Here is a 25,357-nt window from a genome sequence, read left to right as displayed (position 1 = left end):
CAATCACTCCATCGCCGTCATTCCGGACAAGCCGCGAAGCGGCGCTGATCCGGAATCCATCATTGGACTCGGCGCTCTATGATGGATCCCGGGTCAAGCCCGGGATGACGGGGTGGATCCATTGCAAAGACGGAGAGCGCCGAGCGCTCAGGCGAGCGCCGCCTCGTCCAGCGAATAGGCCGAGAAGAAGTTAGTTCCGCCCGGATAGCATTTGAAGCCGCTGAGGCCCGTGACCATCGCATAGCCCTGCGAGCGCCAGGCCAACCCGACGAGCGGCGCTTGCTCCAGCGCGGTCTTCTCCAGTTCGGCATAGATCGCCTTGCGCTTGGCCGCATCGAATTCGGCGCGGCCCTTGGCGAAGAGCGCGTGAATCTCCGGCGTCGGAATCTGCCAGCTCCGGGCCATGTTCGGCGGCAGGTCGCCGTCGAGCAGCGGCGCGAGGCCATCCGGGTCGTTGTTGTCGGCGGTCGTGCCCTGAATCATGAAATCGTAGCGGCCCTTGCCGGCGAGATCGACGCGCGCGGCCCAATCCGGCAGGTTCAGCGTCACCTGGATGCCGATCTCGGCGAGATTGGCCTGGACCACCTCCGCCGTCGATTTGTGCATCCCGTATTGCGCGGTCGAGAGCAGCGTGCAGGGGAAGCCGTTCGGCACGCCGGCCTCGGCCATCAGCTTCTTCGCCTTCGCCGGATCGTATTTCCAGAACTCGGAGCGCCCCTTGTCGAAATAGGGGCTGCTCGATGCGATCGGGATGCCTTCGAGCTTGCTGCCGCGACCGAAGAAGGCGGCCTGCACGATATCCTCGCGGCGGATGGCATGGGCCACCGCCTGGCGCAGGCGCACATCCTTGAACGGCCCGGCGCCGCCATTGAAGTTCAGCCCCATGAAGGGCCCGTCGACCGCGACCAGCCGCAGGCGGGAATCCTTCTCGATCGTGCCCATGGACTGCCAGGGCACGTATTCGATCAGGTCGACATCGCCGGCCTGGAGCGCGGCGACGCGCAGGTTCTCGTCGGCATAGGCAACGAGCTTGATGCCGGCGAGCTTGGGCAGGCCCGGCTTGTAGTACTTGTCGAATTTCGCGACCTCGATCGAGGCCCCGCGCTCCTGCCCCTTGAGCACGAAGGGGCCGGCGCCGACGCCGAGTCCCGCACGCCCCTCGATCGAGTCTTTGGCGATGATCGGCATATGCGGGCTGGCGAGCCAGACCGGCAGCGTCACGGTCGGCTGCTTCATGACAATGCGGACGGTGCGGGCATCCGGCGTCTCGATGCGCTCGACACCGCCGAACTCGGCCTTCAGGAAGGCGGTCGAATTGGGCGCGGCGACCTGCTCGAGCGTCCATTTCACGTCCTCGGCCGTGACCGGCTTGCCGTTCTGGAAGGTCGCCTGGCGGAGCTTGAAGACCCAGGTGGTCTCACCCTCGCGCTCCCAGGATTCGGCGAGCTCGGGCCTGACCTCGCCCTTTTCGTCGAAACCGGTCAGGCCACGGAAGATCAGGAGCTTGACCGTGAGCGCGGCCGTTCCGGTATGAAGCCAGGGCTGCAGACTGGGCGGAAAACTCGACAAGCCGAAGCGGAGGATTTTGCCCGCGGCCTGCGCATGGGCTCTGAGGCCCAGGAGAGGCAGGGCTGCACCGGCGGCGAGCACAGTACGGCGAGAGACCGGCACCATCGAATACCCCTCCCTATTTTATGGCGGCCTGCGCGGCCGAGAGGGCAGAATGGTTTGGTATATACCAGATTGTCAATGCTTCCGCGCATTCCCCTGCGGCACAGCCCGGCAGCTCCCGCACGGCGCCCATGGAAGCGCCCGGTAAGAGCCTTCCTGTACCGCAACGCGGAAGATCGAGCCGCCTCGCGCCGACCGCGCGCCCGATCCGCGACAGAGCCGCCCGACGCCGCCCTGGCCTCATCCAGAAAACAAGTGACGTCGTTGGAGTACACCAGCTCCGCCCTTGCCCTTCGCCGCTCCGACGCTTGACTTCGAGGCGAAAGCCTCACTAGCATCCCTTACTACAAGATATATTCTGCAGTTATGGATTAATCTTGCAAAGAGGGGTATCGCCAATGAGCGGGACGGATGAAGGCAAAAGGCTTCTGCTGAAGGGTGGGCTGGTCGGCGGCCTCGCACTGGCCGCGGCGGCGAGCACCGCACGGGAGGCTGCCGCGCAATCGGCGCCGAACAGCCTGCTGCGCACGGTGCTGGATCGCGGCAAGCTGATCGTCGGCACGGGCTCCACCAATGCGCCCTGGCATTTCGAGGACGAGAAGGGCCAGCTCGTCGGCATGGACATCACCATGGGCCGTATCCTAGCCAAGGGGCTGTTCGACGATGCCAGCAAGGTCGAGTTCGTCCGGCAGGACGCGGCCCAGCGCATCCCCAACATCAACACCGGCAAGGTCGACATCGTCATCCAGTTCATGACCATGTCCCCGGCGCGCGCCCAGCTCATCGCCTTCTCGCGCCCCTATTATGTCGAAGGCATCGCACTGCTGACCCGGCCGGACAGCGACAAGAAGAGCTTCGACGCGCTGCTCAAAGCGGGCTCCTCGGCCCGCGTCTCGATCCTGCAGAATGTCGATGCCGAGGCCTCGGTCAAGAAGGTGCTGCCGCAGGCAACCGTGATGCAGATCGACAGCCAGGCCAACGTCATCCTGGCGCTCGACTCGAAGCGCGTCGATGCCGCCGCCGTCGACCTCTCCACCGTCGGCTGGCTCGCCAAGCGCCATCCCGACAAATATGCCGATGCCGGCAAGTCCTGGAACACGATGCTCTACGGCGCCGGCATGAAGCAGGGCGATCCCGACTGGGTGCGCTTCGTCAACACCACCTTCGACATCGCGATGTTCGGCCATCAGAACGAGCTCTATGACGCGGCGGCGAAGGACTATTTCGGCGCCGAGCCGCCGGTACGCCAGCCCGGCCTGCCGCGCTTCTGAGCATCCCACGCTTCGCAAGCGGAAGGGCGCCCAGCGCCCTTCCGTCCCCGTCGCCCGGCTGATCCTCGGGACCATGGCGAATTACCATTTCAACTTCGCGATCGTCTGGCGCTATGCCGGCAAGCTGTTCGAGGGGCTCTGGCTCAGCCTCGAACTCGCGGCGGCAAGCATCGCGATCGGCATGGCGATCGGCCTCGTGCTGGCGCTGATCAGCCTCGACGGGCCGAAATGGGCGCGCCCGCTGATCGCGGCCTATGTCGAATTCGTCCGCAACGTGCCGCTGCTGCTGCTGGTCTATCTCGTCTTCTACGGCATCCCCAGTGCCGTCGACCTGCAATATGACGCCGTCACCTCCTTCGTCGCGACGCTCGCGCTCTATTCCGGCGCCTATCTCGTCGAAGTGATGCGCGCGGGGCTGGAGGCCGTGCCGCGCGGGCTGGTCGAGGCCGGCAAGGCGATCGGGCTCACCCCGATGAAGGTGCTCTGGCATGTGCGCCTGCCGACCGCGATGCGCATCGCCCTGCCCTCGCTGTCCAACACCTATGTCTCGCTGTTCAAGGACACCTCGATCGCCTCGGCCATCGCCGTGCCCGAGCTCGCCTATGGCATGCGCTGGATCGAGACCCAGACCTTCCGCACGGTCGAGGTCTATCTGCTGGCGACGCCGATCTACCTGATCACCAGCTATGCCATCCTGCTGCTGCTGCGGCTCGCCGAGCGGCGCTACGCGATCGCGCGGTGACGGCATGGCGACGCTGATCCAGACCCTGCCCTTCCTCGTCGACGGCCTGCTGATGACCCTGCTGGTCTCGGCCTGCGTGATCGTGCTGTCGCTGATCGTCGGCCTGCCGCTGGGCTGCGTGCTCGCCTTCGGGCCGCTCTGGGCGCGTGCGCCGATCCGGCTCTATGCCGATTTCGTGCGCGGCGTGCCGATCCTCGTCCTGCTCTATTTCGTCTATTACGGCCTGCCGGCGATCAAGGTGAACCTGCCGAGCCTGCTCGCCGCGATCGTGGCGCTGACGGCGTTCAAGTCGGCGCAGATCATCGAGATCACGCGCGGTTCGTTCCAGTCGATCCCGGCCGGCCAGACCGAAGCTGCCAAGGCGATCGGGCTCACCCTGTTCGACCGCTTCACGCATGTGCTGGCGCCGCAGGCCGTGCGCCGCTTCCTGCCTCCTTTCGTCAACAGCGTCGTCGACACCGTGAAGGGCTCCTCGCTGGTCTCGCTGCTCGGGATCGTCGACCTGATGCTGTCGCTGCAGCAGGTGATCGGGCGCACCCATGTGGCGCTGCCGCTCTATCTCATCGGCGCGCTGATGTATTTCGCCATCAACTTCCCGCTTTCGGCGCTCAGCCGCAGGCTCGAGAAGCGCTTCGTCTGAAAGGAGGCATCCATGGCCGAGACGGATGCCCGTGCTTCCGCCGTGCAACCGGTGATCGCGATCGAGGGCCTGACAAAATCCTTCGGCGCCAACCAGGTGCTGAAGGGCGTCGATCTCCGGGTCGGCAAGGGCGAGGTCGTCGCGATCATCGGCCCCTCCGGCAGCGGCAAGACCACGCTGCTGCGCTGCATCAACTTCCTCGAAGAATATGATGGCGGCTCGATCCGGATCGACGGCACCGAGGTCGGCTATCGCGACGGCACTGGGGGCCGCAAGCGCCGCAGCGATCGGGAACTGGCCGCGATCCGCGTCGATGCGGCGATGGTGTTCCAGCAGTTCAACCTGTTCCCGCATCTCACCGCCGCGCAGAACATCATGCTCGGGCTGATGAAGTCGCGCGGGCGCTCCAAGGCCGAGGCGCGCGCCATCGCCGAGAAATGGCTCGCCCGAGTCGGGCTCTCCGCGAAGGTCGATGCCATGCCCTCGCAGATGTCCGGCGGCCAGCAGCAGCGCGTCGGCATCGCGCGGGCCGTGGCAATGGAGCCGAAGGTATTGCTGCTCGACGAGATCACCTCCGCGCTCGACCCCGAGCTCGTCGGCGAGGTGCTCGCCGTGGTGCAGGAACTCGCGGCCGAGGGCCGCACCATGATCCTCGTCACCCATGAGATGGCTTTCGCGCGCGACGTGGCAAACCGCGTCGTCTTCACCGACCAGGGCCGGATCGTCATCGACGCGCCGCCCGCAAAGGTCTTCGGAGAGCAGCCGCATGAGCGGCTGCGCTCCTTCCTGTCACGTTTCGCCGGGTTCCGTCCCGATCCGGCCTGAGGAACCTATGAACGCAGTCCTGTCCACCCTCCCCGATACCACGCCCTATGAGCGGCTGGCCAAGCTCGGCCTGACCCTGCCCGAACTGCCGAGGCCGATCGGCAATTTCGCCACCCATGTCCAGGAGGGCGGCCTGATCTACCTCTCCGGCCAGGGGCCGACGCATGAGGACGGCCGGCTCCATACCGGCAAGGTCGGCCGCGACGTCAGCGTCGCCGAAGCCTATGAGCATGCCCGTCTGACCGGGCTCAACCTGCTCGCCGTGCTGCATGAAGCGCTCGGCGACCTCGGCCGCGTCAGGCGCGTCGTCAAGCTGCTCGGCATGGTCAATGCCACCCCGGAATTCAGCGACCATCCCGCCGTCATCAACGGCTGCTCCGACCTGTTCGTCGCCGTGTTCGGCGAGGCCGGAAAGCACGCCCGTTCGGCAGTCGGCTTCGGCTCGCTGCCCAGACAGATCACCGTCGAGATCGAAGCGATCGTCGCCGTTTCATGACCGGGGCCTTAAGCCCCAATGCCCGCTTTCCAGGAGAATCCCATGTCCGCTTCCGATATCCGTCCGTCGCTGGGCCTGCGCCCCGTCATCAACGTCTCCGGGACGATGACCTCGCTCGGCGCCTCGATCGTCGTGCCTGAGGCGATCGCGGCGATGACGGCGATCCTGCCGCAATTCGTCGAGATCGACGATCTCCAGCGCAAGGCCAGCGCCGTGATCGCGCGGCTCTGCGGCAGCGAGGCCGGCTTCGTCACCGCCTCCTGCTCGGCCGGCATCACGCTTGCGATCGCCGGCGCGATGACGGGCGACGATCTCTTCGCCGTCGAGCAATTGCCGGATGCCAGCGGCCTCCAGGACGAGGTCGTGATCATGATGGGCCATATGGTCGGCTACGGCGCCCCGGTCGACCAGGCAATCCGGCTCGCCGGCGCGACGCCGGTCGTCGTCGGGCAGGCCACCAGCGCCCGCGCCTACCAGCTTGCCGGGGCGATCTCGGAGCACACGGCGGCGGCGCTTTATGTCGTCTCGCATCATACGGTGCAGTACGGGCTCATGCCGCTCGACGAGTTCGCTGCTGTCTGCCACGAGCACGGCGTGCCGGTGATCGTCGATGCGGCCTCCGAATACGACCTGCGCGGCTTCCTCGAGGCCGGCGCCGATATCGTGCTCTATTCCTCGCACAAGTTCCTGGGCGGGCCGACCGGCGGCATCGTCGCCGGGCGCAAGGACATGGTCCGGGCCGCCTATATCCAGAATGGCGGCATCGGCCGCGGGATGAAGATCGGCAAGGAAAGCGTGCTCGGCACGATGGCCGCGCTGGAGGCCTGGGAGAAGCGCGACCATGCCGGCATCCGGGCGCGCGAGCAGCGCGCGCTCGATCTCTGGCTCGCCCGCTTCGCCGAGCGGCCCGGCGTCACCGCCGTGATCGAGCCCGACCCGACCCATAACCCGCTCGACCGGATGAAGCTCTCCGTCGATCCCGAGCAGGCGCATATCACCGCCTGGGACCTCGCCGACGCGCTGGCCCGCGGCGACCAGCCGGTGATCGTCAGGGACCACGAGGTCGAGCACGGCTATTTCTACCTCGACCCCTGCAACCTGCATCCGGGCCAGGAGGAGATCGTCGCCGATCGCATCGTCACCGAGCTGGAGACCGCGCGGCGCAGCAACACGATCATCGCGAGCCCCTTGCTCGAACGCCGCAACCGGCGCGCCGCCTCGCTGGCGAAATGGCCTGACTAAGCGTCAACCGCGTTGATATTGGCAGCGCGGCAATATTCTGTTATTAAGAACTCTATTACATAATAAAAGAATGTGAGGGATTATGAAACGCCTGTTCGGATGTCTGCTCGCCTGCAGCCTGCTCACCGCCCCGTCCGTCGCCTTCGCACAGGAGGCGGGCGGCATCGCCACGATCGCGACCGTCGGCGAACCGCCGACGATGGACCCGATGGTCTCGACCGCCGACCTGGTCGGGACGATCACCCAGCATGTCTTCGAGACGCTCTACACCTTCGACAAGAGCTGGAACGTGACGCCGCTGCTCGCGGACGCGCTGCCCACGATCAGCGCCGACGGCAAGCAATATACGATCGCGCTCAGGGCGGGCGTGAAGTTCCATGACGGCTCGGACCTCACCGCCGAGGACGCCGTCGCCTCGCTGAAGCGCTGGATGAAGCTCGCCTCGCGCGGCAAGCAGGCGGCAGGCTTCATCGAGAGCGTCGAGGCGGCCGGGCCGGGCTCGCTCAAGATCATGCTGAAGGAGCCCTATGCGCCGCTGATGTCGCTGCTCGCCTTCAACAACTCCGCGGCGATCATCATCCCCGCGAAGAAGCAGGACGAGCCGATGAAGGAGTTCATCGGAACCGGCCCCTACATGCTGAAGGAGCGCAGGGCCGACCAGTATATCCAGCTCGTCCGCTTCGCCGGCTACAAGCCGCGCGAGGGGGCCGGCGACGGCTATGGCGGCGCGCGGCGCCCGCTGCTCGACGAGGTCCGCTTCGTGCCGGTGCCGGATGCGAATACCCGCGTCGAGGCGGCGGTCTCCGGCCAGTATTCCTATGTCGACTCGCTGCCGGTGGAATCCTTCGACCGGCTGAAGGGCTCTGCCTCGCAGCCCATCGTCCTGAAACCGTTCGGCTATCCGGTCTTCGTCTTCAACACAGCCGAGGGTGCCGCGAAGGACGTAGCGATCCGCAAGGCGATCCGCACCGCGCTGAACATGGAGGACATGCTGGCGGCGGCGTTCGGAACCAAGGACTTCTACGCGCTCGACGGCAACATCTATCCGCCGGGCTATGTCTGGCACACCGATGCCGGCGTTGCCGGAAACTACAATATCGGCGATGCCGACAAGGCGAAGGCCGCGGCCAAAGCCGCTGGTTACAAGGGGCAGCCGATCCGGATCCTGACCAGCCGGCAGTACGAGTTCCACTACAAAGCGACGCAGGTCGCGGTCGAATATCTCAAGCTCGCCGGGTTCACCGTCGACATGCAGGTCGTCGACTGGGCGACGCTGACGCAGCGCCGGACCGACAAGGCGCTCTGGGAAATCTACGTGACGAGCAGCCCGTTCCTGCCGGAGCCGGCCTTGATCGGCTCGCTATCGGCCAGTTCGCCCGGCTGGTGGGATACCCCGGCCCGCAAGACCGCCGTCGACGCCTTCAGCTCCGAGGCGGATCCGGCCAAGCGCGCAGCGCTCTGGGCCAATGTGCAGAAGACGATCTACGACGAGGTGCCCTTCATCAAGATCGGCGACTTCAACGCGCTGTCGGCGAAATCGCCGAAGCTCGACGGCATCGTGCCGGCTCCCTGGCCGTATTTCTGGAACGTCACCCTGAAGAAATGATCCCCCTCGCCATCCGGCCGCCTGATCGCGGCCGGATGGCGAGCAACGAGACGGTCAGGTCATGCTCGGCTACATCCTTCAACGCCTCTCAGGCATGATCGCGGTCATGCTGCTCGTCGTCACGATCGTCTTCGTGATCGTGCGCGTCACGCCCGGCGACCCCGCCGCCGTGATGCTCGGCCCCGAGGCGACAGCCCAGGACGTTGCCGACCTGCGCACGCGGCTCGGGCTCGACCGTTCGATCCTCTCGCAATACGTGATCTATGTCGGGCAGTTGCTGCGCGGCGATCTCGGCCAGTCGATCTTCCTGAACATGCCGGTGACGGCAGCACTGATGGACCGGGCCGAGCCGACCTTCTTCCTGACGCTGCTGTCGCTGGCGATCGCCAGCATCATCGCGCTGCCGGTCGGCATCTATGCCGCCTATCGACGCGGCTCCTTTGTCGACCAGGCCGCGACGACGCTCGCCATGCTCGGTGCGAGCATTCCCGGCTTCTGGCTCGGCCTCATCCTGATGCAGATCTTTGCGGTGCGGCTGGGGTTCCTGCCGGTTTCCGGCTATGGCGGGCCCGATACCAGCCTGCTCGAGCGGATCAAGCACCTGATCCTGCCGGCGGTGGCGCTCGGGCTCGTCTCCTCGGCGCTGATCATGCGCTTCACCCGCGCCTCGATGCTCGACGTGCTCGGCGACGACTATATCCGCACCGCCCGCGCCAAGGGGCTGGGCGAGCAGCGCGTCGTTCTCAAGCATGCGCTGAAGAACGCGCTGATCCCGATCCTGACCGTGCTCGGCCTCACCGCCGCCGTGCTGGTTTCCGGCGCGGTGGTGACGGAGACCGTGTTCGGCCTGCCCGGCGTCGGCAATCTCGTGGTCTCGGCCGTGCTGCGGCGCGACTATCCGGTGATCCAGGGCGCGCTGCTCGTCATTGCCGGCCTGTATGTCCTGATCAATTTCGCGATCGACATGCTCTATCTGCTGGTCGATCCAAGAGTGCGCTACTGATGACCGACCTCGCTCCCGACGCACCGGCGCCGAACCGCGGCCGGATCTTCCTGCGCGATCTGCTGAAGCGCCGCATGGTGGCGATCGGCCTCGCGATCCTCATCGTCTTCGTGCTGCTGGCGGCGCTCGCACCGCTGCTCGCCCCCTACGCGCCGGGCCGGCTCTCGGTCGTCAATCGCCTGAAGCCGCCCTCGGGGATCTACTGGTTCGGCACGGACGAGTTCGGCCGGGATATCTTCTCGCGCATGCTCTATGCGGGCCGGTTGTCGCTTTCGGTCGGCGCCGCGGTCGTGGTGCTGTCCTCGCTGATCGGCGTGACGCTCGGTCTGATCGCCGGCTTCTTCAAGCGGCTGGACACGCCGATCGCGCGCCTGATCGACGCGATGATGGCCTTCCCCGACATCCTGCTCGCGATCGCGCTGGTCGCCGCGCTCGGCCCCTCGCTGATGACCGTGATCATCGCGCTCTCGATCGTCTATGCGCCGCGGCTTGCGCGCATCGTGCGGGCCGCGACGTTGGTGATCCGCGAACTGCCCTATGTCGAGGCGGCGCGCGCCTTCGGCAACTCGACCTCCCGGATCATGTTCCGGCATGTCCTGCCGAACATCGTCTCGCCGATCACGGTGCAGGCCACCTTCATCTTCGCCAGCGCCATGCTGGCGGAGGCCGGCCTCTCCTTCCTCGGGCTCGGTGTCAGCCCGGACATCCCGACCTGGGGCACGATGATCTCGTCCGGCCGGCAATATGTCGGCCAGGCCGACTGGATGACCTATTTCCCCGGCCTCGCCATCGTGCTCGCCGTCCTCTCGCTGCAGATGGTGGGCGACGGCCTGCGCGACCTGCTCGATCCGCGCCTACGGAAGGATCTCTGACATGACACCTGCCACGCGGCAGCCGCTGCTCATCGCAAATGTGAAGCCGGTCGCATTCGGGCCTGAGGTAACACAGAGCGAAACGGATATTCTCGTCGGCGGCGACGGCAAGATCGCGGCCATCGGCCCCGGTCTGGCAGCACCGGCGGACGCGGCGCGCGTCGACGGCAAAGGAGCCTTCGTCTCGCCGGGCTGGGTCGATCTCCACGTCCATATCTGGCATGGCGGCACGGACATCTCGCTCCAGCCCCGGGATTGCGGGGCCGAGCGCGGCGTCACCACCATGGTCGATGCGGGCTCTGCCGGCGAAGCCAATTTCCACGGCTTCCGCGACTATGTCATCGAGCCCGCACGCGAACGGATCAAGGCCTTCCTCAATCTGGGCTCGATCGGGCTCGTCGCCGGCAACCGCGTTTCGGAACTGCGCGACATCGGGGATATCGACCTCGATCGGATCCTCGAATGCTACGCCGAGAACAGCGAGCACATCGTCGGCATCAAGGTGCGCGCGAGCCACGTCATCACCGGCTCCTGGGGCGTGACGCCGGTCAAGCTCGGCAAGAAGATCGCCAAGCTCCTGAAGGTGCCGATGATGGTCCATGTCGGCGAGCCCCCGGCCCTCTATGAAGAGGTACTGGAAATCCTGGGGCCGGGCGACGTCGTGACCCATTGCTTCAACGGCAAGGCCGGGTCGAGCATCCTGGAGGACGAGGACCTGTTCACCCTGGCGGAGCGCTGTGCCTCCGAGGGCGTCCGTCTCGATATCGGCCATGGCGGCGCGTCTTTCTCGTTCAAGGTCGCGGAGGCCGCGATCCAGCGCGGGCTGATGCCGTTCTCGATCTCGACCGACCTGCACAATCGCAGCATGAACTTTCCAGTCTGGGACCTGGCGACAACGATGTCGAAGCTGCTTGCGGTCGGCATGCCCTTCGACGCCGTCCTGCAGGCGGTGACCCATGCCCCCGCCTCGGTGATCAAGCTCGACATGATGGACCGGCTGACGGTCGGCCAGCGTGCCGATTTCACGATCTTCGACGTCGTCGACAGCGATCTCGAAGCGACCGATTCCAATGGCGACGTCTCGACGCTGAGCCGGCTGTTCGAGCCGCGCCATGCCGTCATCGGGGCGGAGGTGATCGCCGCCAGCCGCTACGTGCCGCGCCCGCGCCGGCTCGTCCGGCACAGCCACGGCCTGTCCTGGCGTTGACGAAACGCCCGGCAAGGGAGAGAGGTTGGCCCCGATGGAAACCGAAGCGGGGCAGCACCGTTTGAATCGGTACGCGGCAGGCATGAAAGCCCGGACATGAGCAAGGCCACGACGATGCCAGTCAACGGAGACGCGCCCGAGACCGCCGGACCGCGGCGCTCGCGCGTCAGCGGCATCGACCGCGCCGTGCAGATCCTCGACCATCTCCAGCAGGAGGGCCGGGCCCAGACCGCCTATGAGGTCGCCCGCGCCATCGGCGCGCCGCTCTCGACGGTCTATGCGATCGTCGAGGACCTGCTCGACAAGAACCTGCTCGCCCGCTCGGGCGATGGCGGCGTCTGGCTCGGGCCGCGGCTCTATCACTACGGCCTCGCCTATGCGCGCGACCTCCAGGTCATCAATGTCGCGACCCATGAGATGCATGTGCTGGCGCGCGAGGTCGGCGAGACCGTGCAGATCTGCGGCCGCGACGGCGGCATGATGGTGGTCGAGGCGATGGCCGAGGGCCCCGGCCACTTCGTCATCACCTCGCGCGTCGGCACGCGCGTGCCCCTGAACTGGACGGCCTCCGGCCGTTTGCTCGTCGCCGGGCTCGATGAGACGGAGCGGGCCACCCTCTTCCGCAAGAGCGCCAAGGCCTCGCCGACCGGGCGCGCCGTCACCGACCTCACGACCCTGCTCGCGCAGGCGCGCGACGCGCTCGCGGCGGGCGTCTCGATCCAGGCCGGCGAGTCCGATTATGCGGTCGCCTGCATCGCCGCGCCGGTGCTGGACGAGACCGGCGCCTGCCCGATCACCGTCTCGATCGTGCTGCCGGAGTTCCGCGTGACCGAGGAACATGCGAATTTCGTCGAGGCGGTGAAGGACGCGGCGCGGCGGATCGAGGACAAGCTCGGCTGGCGCGTCGGCCATTTCACCGCCGGCCGCAAATACGGCTAGGCGCTGCGGCGCGGCCTGAAGCGCCTTCCCCCTGAATGAGCACACAGTTTCCCTGGCGCGGAGAGCACCAGGGAAACTGCCGTCCCGACCGGCCTGAGGGCGATCCTGCCGGTCGACGCCCGGAAAAGCAGCACGGGCTTCAGGTCTCGCGGAAGGCGCGGGCCATGCTGTCCTTCAGCGGCTGCATCAGATACTCGAAGAAGGTGCGCTCGTGCGTCTGGATATAGACGTCGGCGGGCATTCCCGGCGTCGGCTGGAAGTCGGGAACGCTGGCCACGCTGCTCGGATCGAGCCGGGCGCGGACGATGTAGAGATCCGGCACGCCGGGATAGGCGCGCTGCTTCTCGTCGGGCAGCGCGTCGGCCGAGATATAGATGACCCGGCCGCTGACCATCGGCGTGATGCGCTGGTTGAGTGCGGTCAGGCGCACCGTGGCAACCTGGCTGTGCCTGATCTTGTCGATGTCCTGCGGGCGCACGCGCGCCTCGATGATGAGCTCATCCTGCAGCGAGACGATCTCCATGATGTTCTTGCCGGCTTCGATCACGCCGCCGGAGGTGTGGTAGCGCAGCTTGACCACGGTGCCCTTAACCGGGGCGATGATGTTCGAGCGGTCGAGCACGCCCTTCACGGTGTGGATGCGCTCGCGCACGTCGTTGAGATCGGCGCTGATCTCCTGGAGCTGGTCCGAGGCGACCTTCTGCGCGTTCTTGCGCACGCCGTCGATCTGCTCGACCGAGCGCGCGATCCGCTCGCGGGAATCGCCGATGTCGCCGGTGATGCGACCCGCCTCGCCGCCAAGGTTGGCTGCAAGCCGCTGGAGCGAAAGCACCTCCGGCTTGCGAATATAGCCGCGCTGCAGCAGCGCCTGCTTGCCTTCCAGCTCCTCCTTCAGCAATTGCGCCTGCCGCTCGACGCCGGCGAGCTGCACCTTGCTACCGGCAACCTTCTCCTCGAGCGCATCGATACTCTTCTGATGGGTCGCGATCTCGCTCGCCATGTTGTTCTGCCGGGCACGGAAGGCGCTGCGCTGGTTTGCCAACAAGGCTGCGATGTCGGGGTCGCCCAACTTCTCGAGCAGGTGCGGCGGCCCCGTGAAATCGTCGAGACCGGCGATCTCGGCCCTGAGACGCCCCTCGATCATCTCGAGGCGATAGAGCTTGAGCTCGTGGCGCCGCAATTCGGCACGGGCCGAGGTGTCGTCGAGCTTGACCAGCGGCTGGCCGGGCACGACGACATCGCCTTCGCGCACGAGAATCTCGCGGATCACCCCGCCTTCCAGATGCTGGATCGTCTTGTTCTGGCCGGTGGTCACGAAGACGCCGGTGGCGATGACGGCGCCGGCGATAGGCGCGGTATTGCCCCAGACGCCGAAGCCCATAACGGTCACCGCGACGATGACGACGCCGCCGATCGTCGCCGAACGCGTACTGCGCGGCACATCGGCGTACCAGGGTTGCGAGATCGGCTGAACGCTCATGTATCCCACTCCCCTTGCTATGCTATTGCGGCTGCGGCCGCGGCGTGCCGCCATCGATGCTGCGCTGGCCGACGATCATCGGCAGGATCTCGTCACGGTTGCCGATGGCCTGCACAGCGCCGTCCTTGATCATCATGATCTTGTCGACGCTGCGCAGCAGGGACGGCCGCTGCGTCACCGCGACCACGGTCATGCCGCGTGTCTTCGCCCGCTCAAAGGCGCGGGCGAGAGCGGCCTCGCCCAGCACGTCGAGATTGGAGTTCGGCTCGTCCAGCACGACCAGCCGGGGATTGCCGTAGAAGGCTCGCGCCAGGCCGAGACGCTGCTTCTGCCCGCCGGAGAGCGGGGCGCCGTCGATGCCGATCTGCGTCTCGTAGCCATGGGTGAACTGGGCGATCATCTCGTGGATATCGGCAATCTCGGCCGCCTCGAAGACATCGGCGTCGGAGGCGTCCTCGCGCATGCGGGCGATATTGGCCTTGATCGAGGCCGGAAAGAGCTGAACGTCCTGCGGGAGGTAGCCGACATTCTCGCCGAACTGGCGCGGATCCCAGTTGCGCTGCTCCATCCGGTCGAGGCGGACCGTGCCGGCCGTCGGCGAGATCGAGCCGACGAGCATGCGGGCTAGCGTCGACTTTCCGCAGCCGGAGGCGCCGACGATGGCGAGCGAGTCGCCCGGCTCGAGGCTGAAGCTGATGCCGTTCAGGATGACCTTCTTGTTCGGCGGCGGCACATAGAGGATGCGCTCGACGTCAAGGCGGCCCTTCGGGCTCGGCAGCTTCAGCCGGTCGAGATTGAGCGGCGAGGCCTGGAGCAGCGCCTTGACGCGCTGGAAGGCGGCGCGGGCATGGATGAAGCTGCGCCAGCCCTCGATCGTGCCTTCCATCGGCGCCAGCGCCCGACCGGCGACGACCGACGAGGCGATCACCATGCCGCCGGTCAACTGCCCTTCGAGCGATAGCATGGCGCCCCAGCCGAGCATCGCGACCTGCGTGCCCAGCCGGAAAAACTTGGAGGCGCCGGTCATCGCGATGTTGCGGTCCTGGGCGCTGACCTGGGCCTTGAGGGATTCCGCGGTCTCGCGGCCCCACATCACCACGCCCTCGGGGATCATGCCCATGGCGTTGATCACCTGCGCGTTGCGGGACATCGCTTCCGACTGGAGGTTCGCGCGCGTGGTGAAGACGCTGGAGCGCGCGAAGGGCACGGCGGTGAACTGCTGATTGAAATAGGCGATGACGAAGAGCACCACCGCCGCGATGGTGACGATGTAGCCGAGATGCGGGTGGATCAGGTAGACCGCCAGCAGGTAGATCGGCGCCGTCGGCGCATCGAGCATCGTCAGGATCACCGGGCCGGTCAGGAAACTGCGGATCTGCTGGAGATCGGCCAGCGTCTGGAATTCGCGGTTGGAGCCGGTCTGCGCGGCCTTGGCCGCGGCCGCGAGCACGGGCCCGCCGAGCCGGCTTTCGACATCGACCGCCACGCGCATCAGGATGAAGCGGCGCACCATGTCGAGCAGCACATGCGCGCCGATCGCGACCATCACGATCAGCGACAGCATGATCAGCGTGTCGAGACTGCGGCTTGTGAGCACGCGATCCGACATCTGGAAGAGATAGATCGGCACGGCGAGCACCAGCGTGTTCACCACGACGGAGAACACCGCCACGATCACCAGGTTGTGCCGCGCGCCGGAAAGGCCCTGGCCGAGAACCTGCTTGAAGTCGCGATCTCCGAGGCGCTGCTCGATCGGCGTGCCGCGGCCCGACCCGCCGCCTCCACCGCCACCACCTCCCCCGCCGCTGCCCTTGCCGCCGCGATCGCCGCCAAGCGCGGTTTTCGGCGCCTCAGCCTCCGTTTTTGGACGCAGCAGGACCCGCTCCGGGGCCGGCTGCCCGTCACTGCGTGCATCGGCGCGCGGGCCATCGTCTTTCGGGAGCGGTGCCGGCTCGACCGGCGTCAGGCCGATGCGGCTGTTGCTGTTGGCAGTGCCCTCCAGCCTGGCACCTGCCAGGCCGATCGCCGGCGGCAGACCGAGCACGCGAACCGGCGCGTGACCGCCCGCGATCGGTGTTGCCGGCGATGCTTCGCTTTTCTCGCTCATGCCCCGTCCCCGTCCTCTTTCCGCCCCGTCCAGTTCCTACGTCTCAAACCATGATGCTCGACGTCAGATGATCCTGTTGGGGATCGACGGTCTGCGCGGGCGGGCAATCGGGCTCCGGCTCCTGGGCCGCCTGCGTGGCGAAAGCGACGAGCTCGGGCACCAGTGTGGTCGTGTCGCGGATCGTCACGGTGTCGCTGTCGGTGACGATGTCGACCTGGATCAGCACGGCCTCCTCATAGGCCTCGCCGCCGAGATAGTTGGAGGTCGAGAGGAGGCCGGGATCGACGATGATGGCTTCGTTGAGGGCGCTGTTGCCGCCTGCCGCGACGCCTTGCACCGTGCCTTCGTTGGCACTGGCCTGGATGGACTGGTCGCCATCGACCAGGAAATTCACCTGCGTGATGACGTTGACGTCATAGTAGTCGCCCGGGACGTAGAGAACCCGCAGCGTGCCGGAGGCACTGCCGTAAAGCTGCCAGTCGGCGTCCGGGACGAGGATCGTCGTGCCGTCGGCGAGAAGCCCCATCAGGTCTTCATGCGCATCGAGCATCGGCTTGAAAGCCGGCGCGTCGTAGCTCTCGATGGTGGCCTTGTTGGTCAGGCTGTTGAAGCCCGTGGTGACCGTGGTCTCGCTACCCTCTCCGCCGGTGCTGAAGAGCTTGGCGGAATCGGGGTCGAGCATGATGTTGTACTGATAGATCCAGTCGGCCCGGTGATAGTCTCCGCCGATGATGATGATGTCGTAGCGGTCGACCCCGAAGATCTTTGTCAGGTTGAGCTGCTGATTCTCGCCTGTGCCCAGGTTGAAATAGGTGCCGCCCCCGGCCTGCACGGTGCGGTCGTTGTCGTCGAGCCCGTTGAACTGGACGATCGACTTCACGTCGTAGAAGTCGCCCGGCGTGACGTCGACGACCCATTGCGGGGTACCAGCCGCGCCACGGACGCTGATCGTCGATTCATGCGTGATGAACTCGGCGATGTTGTGGACCTCGTTGCCCGCGGTCTTCGCGATCGGCGAGAGGTCACCCGCGACGGCGATATCGACCTGGTCGTTGTCGACCAGGATGTTCACCTGGACGATGCCGCGGCTGTAGAAATAGTCTCCGCCGACCATCATCGAGCCGACGGCCTCGTTGGCGTCGAAGATCAGGGCAGCATTGACCTGTGAGTTGAGGCCGGTCTCGGCCAGCGTCGCGACGCCTCCGGTCGGACCGGCATGATCGAGCTTCGCCTCGACGACGCGCTCCCCCGGCGCGTCGTCAGGCGTCTCCTCCGGGCGCCAAGGCGCGATGTCGAGCACGGTCGGCGCGTATGGATCGGGAGCATTGGCGACGCCGTCGACGATGCGCCCCTGCGGCACCGGCTCCGTCGGGCGGCCATCCGGATAGGGGCTGCCGGTCTCGGCCCAGGCCGCGTCACGGCCGGAGACCATCGCGACGACGCTCTCGGTTCCGAACTGGAGAGCCGTCGTCATGTCGGGGATGCCGTCCGGTGCGACCGCGTTCGCCTCGCCAATCAGGTCGGCAAAGCGGCCGGCGAGTTGCAACTCCTCGGGAATCACGACGCTGCCATCGGCGTATCGGATATCATCGGAGGTGATCAGGTCGCGGTCGTTCTGGATATTGACCTGGCGGATCTGAATCAGGTTCTCGATGCCGCCTTCCCGGTATTCGGCGGTGATGACACGCTGCGTCGCAGGCAAACCGACGCTTTGTTCCTGGACCTGGAACGGGATGGGCTTCAGCGGCGGTGGCAAAGCCGGCAAGAGCCGTCCCGGATTCCCGAGACCGGCCGGCGACAGGGCCTGGCTCAGGCTCGCCTGCGGATTCGCCGCCAGCGGCTCCTGGATCACGGTCGGAAGCGAGACCAGCTCGTCGAAGGCGAGGCCGCGGATCGGCTCGGGGGCGAGGTCGCCAGGATCGAGCGGAAGCGATGGCGACGGATCGCCGTCATAGAAGACGGGCGCGCGCGCCACCGAGTCGGCGAGATGCAGATAGCCGATGAAGTGCCAGATGGTCTCGGTAATGCCGCCGGCCTGCATGGCACGATCCTCCGCTGCGTCCGGCTCGCACCGGGCGGGAAGATACCACGCGCATATCGCGCATGAGGGGAAAGAAACCCAGAGCGAAAACCGCGCAGGGCAACCCGCGCGGCTCTCTGGTCTGATCAGGTCTTACAGGGAGTCGTAGGCGTCCCCGGCGACCATCGTCACATCGGCGGAATTGAACTGGATGTTCGCACCCTGGACGATCGACTGGGTAAAGGCCTCCTGGTTGACGCTGGCCGCAGCCGTAGCCGCGCCGGAGCCGCCGAAGTCGCCGTCATCGCCGCTGAGGGAGCCGATGCTGGCAGACGCGACACCACCGGTCGCGCCAGCGGTCATCGTGAAGTCGCCGACCGCGCTCGCATCGGAGCCGCAGAGATCATAGCAGCCCGCATCAGCCAACCCGCCAGCATTGTAGCTGACGTTCGGGCTCGACAGCGTGTCGTTGTCGGTCAGGTTGTTGACCTGGTCGAGATTGAACGCGTTGCCGGTCGTGACCGACTGCCAGACGACATCCGGCATGATAATCGAGTTGCTGATGCCGGAGATCGTTTCGATGTCGATGTTATCGGGATCGATCGGGCCGGCCGGGGTCGGCGGCTCGTACGAATTCGCATCGACGTTGACCTTCACGTTCACGTCGACGCAGGTGTTGACGCTATTGTTGATGTCGTTGGTGACCTCGTTGTAGTTGAGGTTGCCGTTGGCATTGAGATTGCCATTGCCGTTGAGATTCTCGTTGCCATTGAGATTACCGTTGGCATTCCAGACGTCGGTCTCGACGGCCTGCCCGGCATACTGCGATTGACCCTGCGACTGGCCCTGGCCCTGACCCTGTCCCTGTCCCTGGCCCTGTCCTTGCAACTGGGCCTGCAGTTCGGCCTGCCCCTGGAGCTGGCCCTGGGCCTGATCGTCGTTGTTGTTGCCGCCGCCGCCGTTGCCGCCGCCGTGATTGCCGCCGTTGTTTCCGCCACTCATGACACGCTCCTGCTGTTCAGGAGACATCGCGGCGTGCCGGTGATGCGCTTCTCTTCTGCGCTGCGCGTTCCGTCACAAGCGATGTCGATTGAATGAAAACACGATGCATTCTGGACATTCGTCTCGCCGATTCAGCGAAACATCCTTCCGTTCCCGGGTTTCGAGCCCGGCTAGTCGCGGTGCTAAATCATTGGCGTCACTCCCGGTCGCTTACTGCGGAACATTCATTCCGGTTTTGTCTTCATTTGTTATTTTTATTCTGAAGCAACCCACCGAACTGAATGACGAACTCAAAGAATTGATTATATGCACTAGAGTTAATCCGTATTAATCTTTGAAAATATAAAATATATATACGCTTCGCGATCACCATCGATCGCGCTTTTTTCGACGTAACAAGGCCGTGATTTCAGAAACTAAGCTGGATGGCCTCTTGTGATTTTTGTTTCCTCGGAGGCGATCCGTTGCTATAAAGAGCCATGACGCACGGGATGCGTCAACGTGTCGAATAACTACCCTGCGTTAACCGATTATTGACTTTTACCGACCCAGAGATCGTCTCACTGCTGCGCGCCGGAGGCTGGCTATGCCGAATGCCGTCCGCCTGCACGACGAACAAGCCGCCTTTCGTTCGCTGGAGACATTGGTCTGGCGCGACGGGCCGGTTTGTCCTCATTGCCGGGAAAGCTCCCGCCTCGGCCGGCTGAGCGGATCGAGCTGCTCGATCGGCACCTGGAAATGCTATGGCTGCCGCAAGCCCTTCACGGTGAGGCACGGCACGATCTTCCAGAACAGCCATGTCCCGATGCATGTCTGGCTGCAGGGGCTCTATCTGCTCATGTCGAGCAGCCACCGCCTCAGTTCGCAAAAGCTAGGGCAGATTCTCGGCATTTCCGTCCGGACGGCCTGGCACCTGAAAGGGAAGATCGTGGCAGCGCTCGCGCCAGGAGACGAGCTTGCCGATCCGCCGCCGCCCGCCGCCTGGCCACCGCTCGACATCCGTTCTCCCCTGCAGGAAACTGCATCGCCGCCCCAGCCGGGACAGGCGGTGTACCGGGCACGCTACCAGCGCTTCCTCAGTGCTCTCGACAATCTCGCCTCGCCCTGCAGCGACGCTGTTTTTTTCGACGCACTTCACCGATTGCTGGCTTATTCTTCGTCCTCCCACCGGCCCGCCGCACGTTTCGAGGCAGCCGCAGAGCCGCAGCTCCAACTGAGCTTGTTCGACGAGCCGGAACAGCAGATGGGCAGTTGCGGCCATGACGATGCCCGGCTCTAGGGTCCCCGCGCAGCCACGATACCGGTCTTGCGCCACGGCACCCATCGTCACGCCCTCAAGCATCCGGGCGCCTGCCTCGCGCCCGCGCGAGCACAAGGCCGACATGCTCCTCCCAGAGCAAGGCGAGCGCCGCATCCGTTGCTTCGTCACCATCCGGATCGGCACCTCGGTTCGACATGGCTTCCAGAAACGCCGCCGCGCCACCGACGCCGGCCGCGAAAGCCGGATCGCCGCGGCTGCTCCACAAGCAGATCTCCTCCCCGATCAGCTCGGGCCCGATCTCGGTCACCGCGTTCAGGACATCCGCCTGCACGGCGGCGAGCGCGTGGCTGCGCATCGGGCCGCAATCGCGTTGCGCGACCAGCGTGACGAGCGTCGCGAGGAAGCCGATGATCTGGGGATGCAGCCAGTCGCCCGCCTGCAGGCCGTCGCCGCCGCCCGATGCCCCGCGCAGAAAGGGGTCAAGCGTGGCCTGAGCCAGCCGCCGCGCCCTGCGGATCTTGAGCAGCTCGAACATGGCGTCCCCGCCCGCCTCGAAACCTCGCCCTGAAGGGGGTGCTCATGCGCAGGCCCGCGAAGGGATCATCAGTCCTGCCGCCCCGCCCGGATTTCGACGCGCTGGACATCATTTCAGCGCGGCGTTCCTCCACGCGCAGGCTAGCCTTCATGAACCTCGTAGGCGACCTGAATCTTACGTGGTCGAACGACGAGAGCCTGTTCATCTACCTGCTGATGCTGCTGCTCCGCACGGACGAGCGGGCGGCGGCCATCGTCTTCGCCACGCTGAACACGACGCGGGCGCGACTCGACCTGGTGCAGCGCCTCGCCAAGATCGCCCCGCTCGACAAGGCCGTCCGCAACGAACTCAACGATATCGTCGAGCGCTTCTCGGGCGCGACGCGGCTGCGCAACGATCTCAGCCACGCGACCTTCGTCATCGATGCCGAGGGCGAGATTACCCATACCCAGCACATGAAGGTGGAGGAGAACCGCGGCAACCTGCGCTTCGGCCTGCGCAAGCCCGTCGACGACGACCGGCTGGAGGAGATCGCACGCACGATCCAGGATCTCCACGCGCTCAATCGCCGGATCTGGGACCTGATGCCCGTCCTGGAAGCCGCGATGAGTGGGCCGGAGAAATAGCTGCGACCGCGCCGGGCGACGATCGCCAGCGGAGCGGGGAAGCCGGATAGCCGGCCTCCGCTCTCCTCTGCCCTTATGCGCGAGCCAGCGCCGTCTCGACACCTGCCGCCATCGCCAGCAAGGCACGATCGGCCCCGCGCCGGCCGATCAGCATCATCCCGGCCGGAAGTGCTCCTGCGGGAACCGGCAGCGGCAGCGAGAGCGAAGGTGTGTCGAGCAGGTTGCCGATGCGGGGATTGCGCAGCACGAGGCCGTTGGCGTGATGGAAGCCGGCATCATCCGCGACAGACGCCAGGAGCGGCGCCCGGATCGGGGTCGTCGGCAGGAGATAGACGGTCTCGTCGGTCATCGCCGCTGCAAAGGCCGCGACGGCCGCCGCGCGCCGACGCTGCATGCGGACATAGTCGACGCCGAGGATGCCAGCGCCCAGTTCGATGCGCACGCGCGTCTTGGGATCGACCTCGTCGAGGCTGTCGACGCCGAGATCGCGCAGCGTCGCGCCAAGCTCGATCGATGGAAAGCCACCGATCTTGTCGAGCGCGGCCAGAGCATCGAGATGCGGGTCGAGCGAGCCCTCCTCGACGCTGAGGCCAGCGCGGCGCAGCCGCTCCAGCCCGGCCTCGAACGCCTCGGCGACCTCGCCCTCCATCGCGTCGAACAGGCGCCCGCGCGCGACCACGAAGCGGGCCTGCGGCCGCGGAGCGAGCGGCGACTGCCTCTCTCCGGCGAGGACAGCGTCGGTGATGGCGCAATCGGCGACGCTCAGGGCGATGGGGCCGACCGTATCGAGCGTGCTGGAGAGCGAGAAGGCACCGGTCGTCGGCACGCGGCCGGAGGTCGGCTTGAAGCCGACCGCGCCGGTCAGGGCCGAGGGGATGCGGATCGAGCCGCCGGTATCGCTGCCGATCGCGATCTCGGCCATGCCGTCGACCACCGAAACCACGGCGCCCGAGGACGAGCCGCCCGGCGCGCGGCTGCGGTCATGCGGATTGCCGGCGACGGGATCATGGGAATTGGTGCCGAGCGCCGAGAAGGCGAATTCGGTCATCTGCGTCTTGCCGACGATGACGGCACCCGCGGCGCGCAGGCGCCGGACGATCGGGGCATCGGCACTGGCCGGCGGCTGGCGGCGCAGGACGGCGGCGCCGGCGCGCGTCGTTTCGCCTGCCACGTCGAACAGGTCCTTGATCGAGACGATGCGCCCATCCAGCGGCCCCAGCGGGTTGCCGGCCGCGACCCGGGCGTCGGAGGCCTCGGCCTCGCGCCGCGCCGAGGCTTCATAGAGGGTCGTGAAGACCTTCCCGCCTTCGAGCTTGGGATCGCGGATCCGCGCGAATGCCTGGTCGAGGCGATCGGCGGCGGACGGGCGGGAGCTTTCGGTCATCGGAACACCTTCTTGCGTAACCAGGTCAGCCGCGGAAACGGCTCATTCGAGCGGACGCGCGAGGCCGGCGCCGACAGCGGAAGCAAAGCGCATCGCCTCCCCGGCGATGAGCTTTGCCACGCCTTCGGCAGCGTCACTTGCCGGACCCTCGCGATAGCTGACCACGAGCCGCATCGGCCCGAGATCGACCTTGGAGGGAATCGTTGCCAGCGTACCGACTGCCAGCCCGGCGTAAATGGTCGCCAGCGGCAGGGTGGCAATGCCGAAACCGCCGCGGATCCAGCGCACGATGGCGGCGATCGAGCCGACGCAATGCACGGTCATCGGGTTGGCGCCGGCCCTTCGGCAGGCTTCCAGCAAGGTGCGGTGCGGCTGCGAACCGCGCGTCATCGTCACGATCGGCCGGGAGACGAGATCATGGATCGAGAAAGGCACCGCGGTCCCGCGGCAATCTTCAGGCAGCCCGACCCATCCCAGTTGCATCGAGCCGATATCGCGCTTGCTGATGCCTTCATGCAGAACGGGATCGCACGCCCCGGAAGGAGCGCCGTCATGCTGCGAATTGTTGTCGAGAGGCCACTGGCAGGCAGATCAGCGGCCGCCTTGGGTTCAAAAATACCCCGGAGGACGCCCAGCCCCACGAACGGAATATTTCGATCGCCAGCGACAAGTTTTTCTTCGCGGGGCGCTTGATGGAGTTCCAGCCGCTCCGGGCTGGCCTGTCTCCGCGATGTCGGCGGCCAAGGCGAGCCATCCCGCATTCCCCTGATCGTGAAATTGCTCCAGCGCCTTGTTTTATCGCATTTTCTTCACGCGAACCGGTGTCCATTTCGCGTGAAAATGCTCTAGAAAGGACCGGTGATATCTCGTCCGCAGCCCCGCATCGTCAGAGCCCGCCCTGCGCAGGCGACGACCCACGGCCTGCGCCTTCCCGCATTTCCGAAAGGCTGAATCATGTCCCAGTGGAGCGATTTCAAGCGCGACGCGATCTTCGTCGGCGGGCGCTGGCTGGACAAGGCATCCGGCGGAACGATCGATGTCACCAACCCGGCGACCGGCAAGTCGATGGGCACCGTCCCCTCGGCCGGCGTCGAGGAAACGCGCGCCGCGATCGAGGCTGCGCATGCCGCCTTCCCGGCCTGGGCCGCCAAGACCGCGCAGGAGCGCGCGGTGCTGCTGCGCAAGCTCGCCGACGAAATCCTGAAGCATCAGGACGCGCTGGCCGAACTCCTGACCCGCGAGCAGGGCAAGCCCTTGGCCGAGGCCAAGGGCGAGGTCGGCATGAGCGCGGCCTATGTGCTCTGGTTCGCCGAAGAAGCGCGGCGCGTCTATGGCGACGTCATCCCCTCGCCCTGGGCCGACCGGCGCATCATCGTGACCAAGCAGCCGCTCGGCGTGGTCGGCGCGATCACGCCCTGGAACTTCCCCTCCTCGATGCTGGCCCGCAAGATCGGCCCGGCTCTGGCCGCCGGCTGCACCGTCGTCGCCAAGCCGGCCTCGCAGACGCCCTATTCGGCACTGGCCTGGGGCATCCTCGCCGAGAAGGCCGGCATCCCGGCCGGCGTCGTCAATGTCGTGACGGGCGACGCCCGCACCGTCGGCGGCGAGCTCACCGGCAATCCGCTGGTGCGCAAGATCACCTTCACCGGCTCGACCCCGGTCGGCAAGGTGCTGCTGAAGCAGGCGGCCGAGACGGTCAAGAAGGTCTCGATGGAGCTCGGCGGCAACGCCCCCTTCATCGTCTTCGACGATGCCGATCTCGACCGGGCGGTCGAGGGCGCGATCGCCGCAAAATTCCGCAATTCCGGCCAGACCTGCGTCTGCACCAACCGCTTCTACGCGCAGGCCGGCATCTACGACGCCTTCGTCGAGAAATTGGCGGCCGCAACCCGCAAGCTCAAACTCGGCTCCGGTCTCGAAGCCGGCGTGACGCAAGGGCCGTTGATCGACGACAAGGCGCTCGCCAAGGTCGAGGAGATGGTGGCCGACGCCAAGGCCAAGGGCGGCACCGTCGCGACCGGCGGCAAGCGCTCGGAGCTGGGGCTCAGCTTCTACGAGCCGACCGTTATCGCCGGCGCGACCAGCGCCATGCAGTTCGCCCGCGAGGAGATCTTCGGGCCGGTGGCCCCGGTCTTCCGCTTCGAGACCGAAAAGGAAGCCATCCGCCTCGCCAACGACACCGAGTACGGGCTCGCCTGCTATTTCTACACGCGCGATCTCGGCCGCACCTTCCGCGTCTCGGAGGCGCTGCAATACGGCATCGTCGGCGTGAACGAGGGGCTTGTGACCACCGAGGTCGCGCCCTTCGGCGGCGTCAAGGAATCCGGCCTCGGCTCGGAAGGCTCGAAATACGGCCTGCAGGACTATCTCGACGTGAAATATACCTGCATCGGCGGGATCGGGGCTTCGGCCTAGCGATCCCGCGGCC

Annotated in this window: 22 protein-coding genes; 14 read left to right on the top strand and 8 right to left on the bottom strand. The window is 66.2% G+C overall.

What is annotated here, in order from left to right; genetic code table 11:
• Nucleotides 1–147: 147 nt before the first annotated feature.
• Nucleotides 148–1,674, bottom strand: a complete 1,527-nt coding sequence (locus tag Q9235_RS07295; protein ID WP_306226148.1) for an ABC transporter substrate-binding protein — start codon at nucleotides 1,672–1,674, stop codon at nucleotides 148–150.
• Nucleotides 1,675–2,069: 395 nt separating this feature from the next.
• Here Q9235_RS07295 and Q9235_RS07290 point away from each other — a divergent pair, with 395 nt between their 5' ends.
• From Q9235_RS07290 to Q9235_RS07240, 11 genes are all read left to right on the top strand, one after another.
• Nucleotides 2,070–2,942: a transporter substrate-binding domain-containing protein gene (locus Q9235_RS07290; protein WP_306226147.1), complete on the top strand. Its 873-nt coding sequence runs from the start codon at nucleotides 2,070–2,072 to the stop codon at nucleotides 2,940–2,942.
• Nucleotides 2,943–3,015: 73 nt separating this feature from the next.
• Nucleotides 3,016–3,684, top strand: coding sequence for an amino acid ABC transporter permease (locus Q9235_RS07285; protein ID WP_306226146.1), 669 nt, complete (start codon nucleotides 3,016–3,018; stop codon nucleotides 3,682–3,684).
• Nucleotides 3,685–3,688: 4 nt separating this feature from the next.
• On the top strand, nucleotides 3,689–4,324 hold the full coding sequence (locus Q9235_RS07280; protein ID WP_306226145.1) for an amino acid ABC transporter permease: 636 nt from the start codon (nucleotides 3,689–3,691) through the stop codon (nucleotides 4,322–4,324).
• Nucleotides 4,325–4,336: 12 nt separating this feature from the next.
• Nucleotides 4,337–5,149: an amino acid ABC transporter ATP-binding protein gene (locus tag Q9235_RS07275; RefSeq protein ID WP_306226144.1), complete on the top strand. Its 813-nt coding sequence runs from the start codon at nucleotides 4,337–4,339 to the stop codon at nucleotides 5,147–5,149.
• 7 nt (nucleotides 5,150–5,156) lie between these two features.
• Nucleotides 5,157–5,645 (top strand): RidA family protein, encoded by a 489-nt coding sequence (locus Q9235_RS07270; RefSeq protein ID WP_306226143.1) that lies wholly within the window; start codon nucleotides 5,157–5,159, stop codon nucleotides 5,643–5,645.
• 42 nt (nucleotides 5,646–5,687) lie between these two features.
• Nucleotides 5,688–6,887 carry an aminotransferase class V-fold PLP-dependent enzyme gene (locus Q9235_RS07265; RefSeq protein ID WP_306226142.1) on the top strand — a complete coding sequence of 400 codons (1,200 nt, stop codon included), beginning with the start codon at nucleotides 5,688–5,690 and terminating at the stop codon, nucleotides 6,885–6,887.
• 82 nt (nucleotides 6,888–6,969) lie between these two features.
• A complete protein-coding gene (locus Q9235_RS07260; protein ID WP_306226141.1) occupies nucleotides 6,970–8,493 on the top strand; it encodes an ABC transporter substrate-binding protein in 1,524 nt (507 codons plus the stop codon).
• Nucleotides 8,494–8,554: 61 nt separating this feature from the next.
• Nucleotides 8,555–9,496 carry an ABC transporter permease gene (locus Q9235_RS07255; protein WP_306226140.1) on the top strand — a complete coding sequence of 314 codons (942 nt, stop codon included), beginning with the start codon at nucleotides 8,555–8,557 and terminating at the stop codon, nucleotides 9,494–9,496.
• Nucleotides 9,496–10,368 (top strand): ABC transporter permease, encoded by an 873-nt coding sequence (locus Q9235_RS07250; protein ID WP_306226139.1) that lies wholly within the window; start codon nucleotides 9,496–9,498, stop codon nucleotides 10,366–10,368. The genes Q9235_RS07255 and Q9235_RS07250 overlap by 1 nt, the downstream gene beginning before the upstream one ends.
• A 1-nt stretch (nucleotide 10,369) precedes the next feature.
• Entirely contained in the window at nucleotides 10,370–11,575 is a 1,206-nt protein-coding gene (locus tag Q9235_RS07245; RefSeq protein ID WP_306226138.1) for an amidohydrolase/deacetylase family metallohydrolase, read from the top strand.
• 96 nt (nucleotides 11,576–11,671) lie between these two features.
• Nucleotides 11,672–12,514 (top strand): IclR family transcriptional regulator, encoded by an 843-nt coding sequence (locus tag Q9235_RS07240; RefSeq protein WP_306226137.1) that lies wholly within the window; start codon nucleotides 11,672–11,674, stop codon nucleotides 12,512–12,514.
• A 139-nt stretch (nucleotides 12,515–12,653) separates the two neighbouring features.
• Here Q9235_RS07240 and Q9235_RS07235 read toward each other — a convergent pair whose 3' ends face one another.
• The 4 genes from Q9235_RS07235 to Q9235_RS07220 all read right to left on the bottom strand — a co-directional run bounded on the left by Q9235_RS07235 (nucleotide 12,654) and on the right by Q9235_RS07220 (nucleotide 19,123).
• Nucleotides 12,654–13,994 carry an HlyD family type I secretion periplasmic adaptor subunit gene (locus Q9235_RS07235; protein WP_306226136.1) on the bottom strand — a complete coding sequence of 447 codons (1,341 nt, stop codon included), beginning with the start codon at nucleotides 13,992–13,994 and terminating at the stop codon, nucleotides 12,654–12,656.
• A gap of 22 nt (nucleotides 13,995–14,016) precedes the next feature.
• Nucleotides 14,017–16,101 (bottom strand): type I secretion system permease/ATPase, encoded by a 2,085-nt coding sequence (locus Q9235_RS07230; protein WP_306226135.1) that lies wholly within the window; start codon nucleotides 16,099–16,101, stop codon nucleotides 14,017–14,019.
• 43 nt (nucleotides 16,102–16,144) lie between these two features.
• On the bottom strand, nucleotides 16,145–18,142 hold the full coding sequence (locus tag Q9235_RS07225) for a hypothetical protein (protein ID WP_306226134.1): 1,998 nt from the start codon (nucleotides 18,140–18,142) through the stop codon (nucleotides 16,145–16,147).
• Between the two features lie 132 nt (nucleotides 18,143–18,274).
• Nucleotides 18,275–19,123, bottom strand: coding sequence for a hypothetical protein (locus tag Q9235_RS07220; RefSeq protein ID WP_306226133.1), 849 nt, complete (start codon nucleotides 19,121–19,123; stop codon nucleotides 18,275–18,277).
• A gap of 643 nt (nucleotides 19,124–19,766) precedes the next feature.
• Here Q9235_RS07220 and Q9235_RS07215 point away from each other — a divergent pair.
• Nucleotides 19,767–20,402: a transposase gene (locus Q9235_RS07215; RefSeq protein ID WP_422678284.1), complete on the top strand. Its 636-nt coding sequence runs from the start codon at nucleotides 19,767–19,769 to the stop codon at nucleotides 20,400–20,402.
• A gap of 55 nt (nucleotides 20,403–20,457) precedes the next feature.
• Here Q9235_RS07215 and Q9235_RS07210 read toward each other — a convergent pair whose 3' ends face one another.
• The gene (locus Q9235_RS07210; RefSeq protein ID WP_306226131.1) at nucleotides 20,458–20,919 is read right to left on the bottom strand and encodes a hypothetical protein; all 462 of its coding nucleotides are present in this window, start codon (nucleotides 20,917–20,919) and stop codon (nucleotides 20,458–20,460) included.
• 149 nt (nucleotides 20,920–21,068) lie between these two features.
• Here Q9235_RS07210 and Q9235_RS07205 point away from each other — a divergent pair, with 149 nt between their 5' ends.
• Nucleotides 21,069–21,545, top strand: a complete 477-nt coding sequence (locus tag Q9235_RS07205) for a hypothetical protein (protein WP_306226130.1) — start codon at nucleotides 21,069–21,071, stop codon at nucleotides 21,543–21,545.
• A 73-nt stretch (nucleotides 21,546–21,618) separates the two neighbouring features.
• Here the strand turns inward: Q9235_RS07205 and Q9235_RS07200 are convergent, their stop codons facing one another.
• Nucleotides 21,619–22,929 carry an amidase family protein gene (locus tag Q9235_RS07200; RefSeq protein WP_306226129.1) on the bottom strand — a complete coding sequence of 437 codons (1,311 nt, stop codon included), beginning with the start codon at nucleotides 22,927–22,929 and terminating at the stop codon, nucleotides 21,619–21,621.
• A gap of 42 nt (nucleotides 22,930–22,971) precedes the next feature.
• Nucleotides 22,972–23,412 (bottom strand): LysR family transcriptional regulator substrate-binding protein, encoded by a 441-nt coding sequence (locus Q9235_RS07195; protein ID WP_422678283.1) that lies wholly within the window; start codon nucleotides 23,410–23,412, stop codon nucleotides 22,972–22,974.
• A 471-nt stretch (nucleotides 23,413–23,883) separates the two neighbouring features.
• On the opposite strand from Q9235_RS07195, the gene Q9235_RS07190 reads away from it, so the two are divergent.
• A complete protein-coding gene (locus Q9235_RS07190) occupies nucleotides 23,884–25,344 on the top strand; it encodes an NAD-dependent succinate-semialdehyde dehydrogenase (RefSeq protein WP_306226128.1) in 1,461 nt (486 codons plus the stop codon).
• Nucleotides 25,345–25,357 lie beyond the last annotated feature (13 nt).

Origin of the sequence: Bosea beijingensis, assembly GCF_030758975.1 — a bacterium.
Taxonomy (GTDB): domain Bacteria; phylum Pseudomonadota; class Alphaproteobacteria; order Rhizobiales; family Beijerinckiaceae; genus Allobosea; species Allobosea beijingensis.
Note: the sequence above shows the minus strand (reverse complement) of the source record. Positions and strands in the feature narration are given on the sequence as shown.

Excerpts from the sequence above, each read along its gene's own strand:
- Q9235_RS07250 (WP_306226139.1), top strand. The coding sequence starts at position 9,496 with ATGACCGACCTCGCTCCCGACGCACCGGCGCCGAACCGCGGCCGGATC.
- Q9235_RS07220 (WP_306226133.1), bottom strand. The coding sequence starts at position 19,123 with ATGAGTGGCGGAAACAACGGCGGCAATCACGGCGGCGGCAACGGCGGC.
- Q9235_RS07205 (WP_306226130.1), top strand. The coding sequence starts at position 21,069 with ATGAACCTCGTAGGCGACCTGAATCTTACGTGGTCGAACGACGAGAGC.
- Q9235_RS07200 (WP_306226129.1), bottom strand. The coding sequence starts at position 22,929 with ATGACCGAAAGCTCCCGCCCGTCCGCCGCCGATCGCCTCGACCAGGCA.
- Q9235_RS07210 (WP_306226131.1), bottom strand. The coding sequence starts at position 20,919 with ATGTTCGAGCTGCTCAAGATCCGCAGGGCGCGGCGGCTGGCTCAGGCC.
- Q9235_RS07230 (WP_306226135.1), bottom strand. The coding sequence starts at position 16,101 with ATGAGCGAGAAAAGCGAAGCATCGCCGGCAACACCGATCGCGGGCGGT.
- Q9235_RS07260 (WP_306226141.1), top strand. The coding sequence starts at position 6,970 with ATGAAACGCCTGTTCGGATGTCTGCTCGCCTGCAGCCTGCTCACCGCC.
- Q9235_RS07190 (WP_306226128.1), top strand. The coding sequence starts at position 23,884 with ATGTCCCAGTGGAGCGATTTCAAGCGCGACGCGATCTTCGTCGGCGGG.
- Q9235_RS07290 (WP_306226147.1), top strand. The coding sequence starts at position 2,070 with ATGAGCGGGACGGATGAAGGCAAAAGGCTTCTGCTGAAGGGTGGGCTG.
- Q9235_RS07295 (WP_306226148.1), bottom strand. The coding sequence starts at position 1,674 with ATGGTGCCGGTCTCTCGCCGTACTGTGCTCGCCGCCGGTGCAGCCCTG.
- Q9235_RS07245 (WP_306226138.1), top strand. The coding sequence starts at position 10,370 with ATGACACCTGCCACGCGGCAGCCGCTGCTCATCGCAAATGTGAAGCCG.
- Q9235_RS07235 (WP_306226136.1), bottom strand. The coding sequence starts at position 13,994 with ATGAGCGTTCAGCCGATCTCGCAACCCTGGTACGCCGATGTGCCGCGC.
- Q9235_RS07270 (WP_306226143.1), top strand. The coding sequence starts at position 5,157 with ATGAACGCAGTCCTGTCCACCCTCCCCGATACCACGCCCTATGAGCGG.
- Q9235_RS07275 (WP_306226144.1), top strand. The coding sequence starts at position 4,337 with ATGGCCGAGACGGATGCCCGTGCTTCCGCCGTGCAACCGGTGATCGCG.
- Q9235_RS07280 (WP_306226145.1), top strand. The coding sequence starts at position 3,689 with ATGGCGACGCTGATCCAGACCCTGCCCTTCCTCGTCGACGGCCTGCTG.
- Q9235_RS07265 (WP_306226142.1), top strand. The coding sequence starts at position 5,688 with ATGTCCGCTTCCGATATCCGTCCGTCGCTGGGCCTGCGCCCCGTCATC.
- Q9235_RS07255 (WP_306226140.1), top strand. The coding sequence starts at position 8,555 with ATGCTCGGCTACATCCTTCAACGCCTCTCAGGCATGATCGCGGTCATG.
- Q9235_RS07225 (WP_306226134.1), bottom strand. The coding sequence starts at position 18,142 with ATGCAGGCCGGCGGCATTACCGAGACCATCTGGCACTTCATCGGCTAT.
- Q9235_RS07285 (WP_306226146.1), top strand. The coding sequence starts at position 3,016 with ATGGCGAATTACCATTTCAACTTCGCGATCGTCTGGCGCTATGCCGGC.
- Q9235_RS07240 (WP_306226137.1), top strand. The coding sequence starts at position 11,672 with ATGAGCAAGGCCACGACGATGCCAGTCAACGGAGACGCGCCCGAGACC.
- Q9235_RS07195 (WP_422678283.1), bottom strand. The coding sequence starts at position 23,412 with ATGCAACTGGGATGGGTCGGGCTGCCTGAAGATTGCCGCGGGACCGCG.